Source organism: Candidatus Protofrankia californiensis (assembly GCF_900634765.1).
Lineage (GTDB): Bacteria > Actinomycetota > Actinomycetes > Frankiales > Frankiaceae > Protofrankia > Protofrankia californiensis.
In genome coordinates, this window is record NZ_CAAAFT010000176.1 from 1 (window position 1) to 4,182 (window position 4,182).

General features: G+C 66.7%; 3 protein-coding genes. All 3 read left to right on the forward strand.

Annotated features, from left to right (window positions below):
- Positions 1–958: protoporphyrinogen/coproporphyrinogen oxidase (locus DD1DGNOD_RS09885; protein ID WP_206443056.1), on the forward strand; the 958-nt coding region annotated here is incomplete at its 5' end.
- A 56-nt stretch (positions 959–1,014) separates the two neighbouring features.
- A complete protein-coding gene (gene hemQ / locus DD1DGNOD_RS09890) occupies positions 1,015–1,740 on the forward strand; it encodes a hydrogen peroxide-dependent heme synthase (RefSeq protein ID WP_131766331.1) in 726 nt (241 codons plus the stop codon).
- Positions 1,741–2,674: 934 nt separating this feature from the next.
- Complete coding sequence (locus DD1DGNOD_RS09895; RefSeq protein ID WP_131766379.1) at positions 2,675–4,126, forward strand: sugar transferase; 1,452 nt, start codon at positions 2,675–2,677, stop codon at positions 4,124–4,126.
- Positions 4,127–4,182 lie beyond the last annotated feature (56 nt).

A 4,182-nucleotide genomic window follows, 5' to 3' on the forward strand; every position in this document is an offset into this window, starting at 1 on the left:
GGCTGACGCCATGTCGCTGCGCGCCACGGTTCCGCAGCTCACTCCGATCATGTCCGAGAGCCGCTCGCTGCTGCTCGGCGCGTACCGGGTACGGGCCCGGACGGCACCGGCCGACCCCGCCGGTACGCCGATGTTCGCCTCGGTGCGTGGCGGTCTGGGACGGTTCGCCGCGGCTGTCGCGGACGCCAGCGAGGCGAAGATCCTGCTGGGTACGAGCGTCCGCGCGGTGAGCCCGACCCCCCTCGGCTGGCGGGTGAGCGTCGTCGGGAGCGGCCCGCGGGCCGTACCGGATGACGCCGGTGCCGACATCGGTAGCGACATCGCTCTCGGTGCCGACGCCGCCGGCGGGTCGGGTCCGTGGGACATCGAGGCCGATGCGGTGATCCTCGCCGTGCCCGCGCACGAGGCCCGGAAGATCCTGACATCGGTGGCGCCGTACGCGGCCGCGCCACTGGCCGCGGTCCCGTACACCTCCGTGGCGTTGATCACCCTGCTCTACCGTGGGGTACGGCTGCCGCCGGGCAGCGGCTACCTCGTCCCACCGCGTGAGGGCAGTGTCCTGAAAGCAGCCACGTTCCTGTCCGCGAAGTGGCCGCACCTGTCGACGGACGCCGGTCTGACCGTCGTGCGGGCAAGCGTCGGCCGGGCCGGCGACGAAGGTGATCTGGAGCGTTCCGACGTCGAGCTTGCCGGTGTCGTCGCGGCCGAACTCGCTGCCGCGACGGGTCTTGCGGCCCGACCGCTGGCAAGCCGCGTGACCCGGTGGGACGCCGCGCTCCCGCAGTACCTTCCAGGCCATCTCGAGCGGACGGCGGCGGCGCGCGGGATGCTGCCCGCCGGCCTCGCGCTGGCCGGTGCCGGGTACGACGGGGTGGGCATTGCGGCGTGCGTCCGATCCGGCGAGGCCGCCGCGGAGACGGTGCTGCGTTCCGACGACACAGTCCGGGTCGGACAGTGAGCGGACCTCGCGGGCACCGGCGGGTCGCTGACGGCTCGGTGGGTGACAATTGGGCCATGTCCGAGACTCCCAGAACCGAGACCTCCCGAACCGATCCCGCCCCCTCCGCCCGGGACCTCAACGCCGAGCTGCTGTACACGTCCTGGTCGGTCTTTGCGGCGCGTGACGCCCTGCCCGCGGACCGCGCGGCGGTCGTGGCCGAGGTGGAGGACCTGCTGGACGGGGCTCTCGCCAAGGACGTCTACACCCGGGGCGTCTACGACCTCAGCGGCTACCGGGCGGACGCCGACGTCCTGCTGTGGTGGACCAGCCCCGACCCCGACCTGCTGCAGGAGACCTACCAGCGGTTCCGCCAGAGCGCGCTCGGGCGGGCCCTGGCCCCGGTGTGGTCGGGGGTCGGCCTGCACCGGCCGGCCGAGTTCAACCGCAATCATGTTCCCGCCTACGTCCGGCGCGAGGATCCCAGGGCGTATGTATGCGTCTACCCGTTCAACAGGTCGCTGGAGTGGTACCTGCTTCCCGACTACGAGCGTCGCGGCATGCTCGCCGAGCACGGGATCATGGGCCGGGAGTTCGCCGATGTCCGGGCGAACACAGTGGCTGCGTTCGGGCTGGGCGACTACGAGTGGCTGCTGGCGTTCGAGGCGGACGAACTGCACCGGATCGTCGACTGTCTCCGGCACCTGCGCGCCAGCCGGGCGCGGGCGCACACCCGCCTGGAGATACCGTTCTTCACCGGCGTCCGCAAGCCGATTGCCGATCTTGTCGCAGCCCTGCCGTGACAGGCCGCGGCCCTGCAGGGCTGCGGCTGTGCGGTGAAGGTGTGCGTTGCCATGGCCGTGCCGGGCCGTCCACAAGACATCCCGGCCTCGGCTTGGGTCTCGGTCTCGGCGGAGATGCTTCCTGCCATGGCCACGATCTGGTAGCAGACTGATTGCATGCTGCAATTATTTCGTAGTATTTTGTTGATTATGTTACTTTCCGTAACATTTTATGTGGATGTAGTGTGCATTCGGCTCAGTGGGATCGGAATTTTCTAGATAAACAGGGTATTACATCGCAATTACGGCCGAAGTGACTGAAGTAGCTGGTGGGCGGCGGGCGGGTTTGTCCCATGTCGTGAGCGGTGTCGGATCTCTGCTAGCATCAGTCGCCGCATGTTTGTGGAGGTCTGGCCCACGTTGCCCGACTGGTCGCTTGCCGTAGCCGCGAGGAGGTCGCTGGATTACCTGTCCGGCAGTACCAGTAGGTTTTCTCCGTGCTATTGACCGGCTGTTTGGCCGGGGAAATTCGACAGGCCCGTCACGATGCTCGACAGCCGCTGGGCAGCCTGCGGTAAGGGCTGATCCCGAGGCTGTCCATGCTTTTCCACGGTAGTTGCGAAGATTCCCGTGAGTACCCGCATGTCATGCGGGCGCCTGCGCGTAACGGTTGCGGAAGGTGTCCGGCCGGACGCCGACCGAACAATGGATCGACGCGGATCGAAATTTTCTGATCGTAGCGGACGAAAACGTGCTCGAGTCCTGGGGGGGGCTGGCAGTGACGGATATAATGCCCGGTGACGCGCGGGTGTCAACAGGTGTCGGACCGACACCCGTTGTACACGGTTTCAGCGCGTGGCCACACGATGATTCTGGTTTTGCTGACGCGTCCCGACTCGTCCGGCGACGACGGCGCCGTCGGTCGGCGAAATCGACGCCGGCAGCCACCGGCACGCTGGAAAGAAGGGTCGGTTACCGGGCCCAGGTCGACTGGGAACGCAGGTATGTTCGACTTCTCGTGATATTCGATGCGCTGGGTTGTGTCCTGGCCACGATCGTGGCATTTCTGGTGCGCTTCGGTGACAATCCGGTGGTGTCGTCGTGGCCATATATCGTGATGAGTGGTCTGCTGCCGTTGGCCTGGGTGCTGTCGATGGCATTCGGACGTGCGTACGAGGGGCGGTTTCTCGGCGGCGGGTCGGAGGAATTCAGACGGGTTGTCAACGCGTCCGCCCGAATCACCGCGTGCGTCGCGGTGATTTCCTACGCGACGAAACTTGAGATTGCCCGGAGCTACCTCCTCATCGCGTTCCCCATGGCGACGCTGCTTGCGGTCGTTGGGCGTTGCGGCGGGCGGGGGATCTTGCACCGTATGCGCCGCAACGGGCGCTGCCTGCACAGAGTCCTGGTAATAGGCGCCGGCGAGGCCGCGGCGACACTCGTACGGTTGGCCCAGCGCGACCCGACGTCGGGGTGGTCGGTGGTCGGTGTCTGCCTGGACCGACTGCCCGGACGGCACAGCCACGACCGGCTCGAACGAAGCGGTTTCGATCTGCTCGGTGTTCCCATAGTGGGGACGCTGGAAAGCCTGCACACAGCCATCGGGGCAACCATGGCGACGACCGTCGCAATCTGCCCGCAAATGGACGGCGAAACGCTCCGCCGGGTGATGTGGGCCCTCGAGGGCAGCGACGTCGACGTTCTCGTGAGTTCGGCGCTCACTGACGTCACCGGCCCCCGGATCTCGATTCGTCCGGTCGCGGGACTTCCTCTGCTGCATATCGAGGAACCTGAGCTCACCGGTGCCCGGCGGGTTTTGAAGGCATGCGTCGACCGCGTTCTCGCGCTGGGCGCGCTGCTGATCTTAGCGCCGTTCCTGTTAGCCATCGGGATTGCCGTCCGGGTGACCAGTCGTGGACCGGCAATCTTCAAACAGATCCGGGTGGGCCGTGGCGGCGAGACGTTCCGCATGTACAAGTTCCGCTCCATGTACACCGATGCCGAGGCGCGTCTGGAGGGGCTTCGTACGGCGAACGAGCGTTCCGAGGGCCTGTTGTTCAAAATACGCGACGATCCGCGGGTGACTCCGGTCGGTCGCTTTTTGCGTAAGTGGTCACTCGACGAACTGCCCCAGCTGTTCAACGTCCTCAACGGGAACATGTCGCTGGTCGGCCCACGCCCGCCGCTGCCGTCGGAGGTGGCCCGCTACGAGGACGACGCGCATCGCAGGCTGATGGTCAAGCCCGGGCTCACCGGGCTGTGGCAGATCAGCGGCCGGTCGGACCTGGAGTGGGACGAGTCCGTCCGCCTGGACCTGCGCTACGTCGAGAACTGGTCCCTGGCGATGGATTTCGTCATCCTGTGGCGGACGTTGTTCGCTGTCGTGCGCCGTGAGGGCGCCTACTGACACGCCGACTGACACGCCTACTGACACGCCGACTGGTATGCCGGATTGACATGTCC

Excerpts from the sequence above, each read along its gene's own strand:
- hemQ (WP_131766331.1), top strand. The coding sequence starts at position 1,015 with ATGTCCGAGACTCCCAGAACCGAGACCTCCCGAACCGATCCCGCCCCC.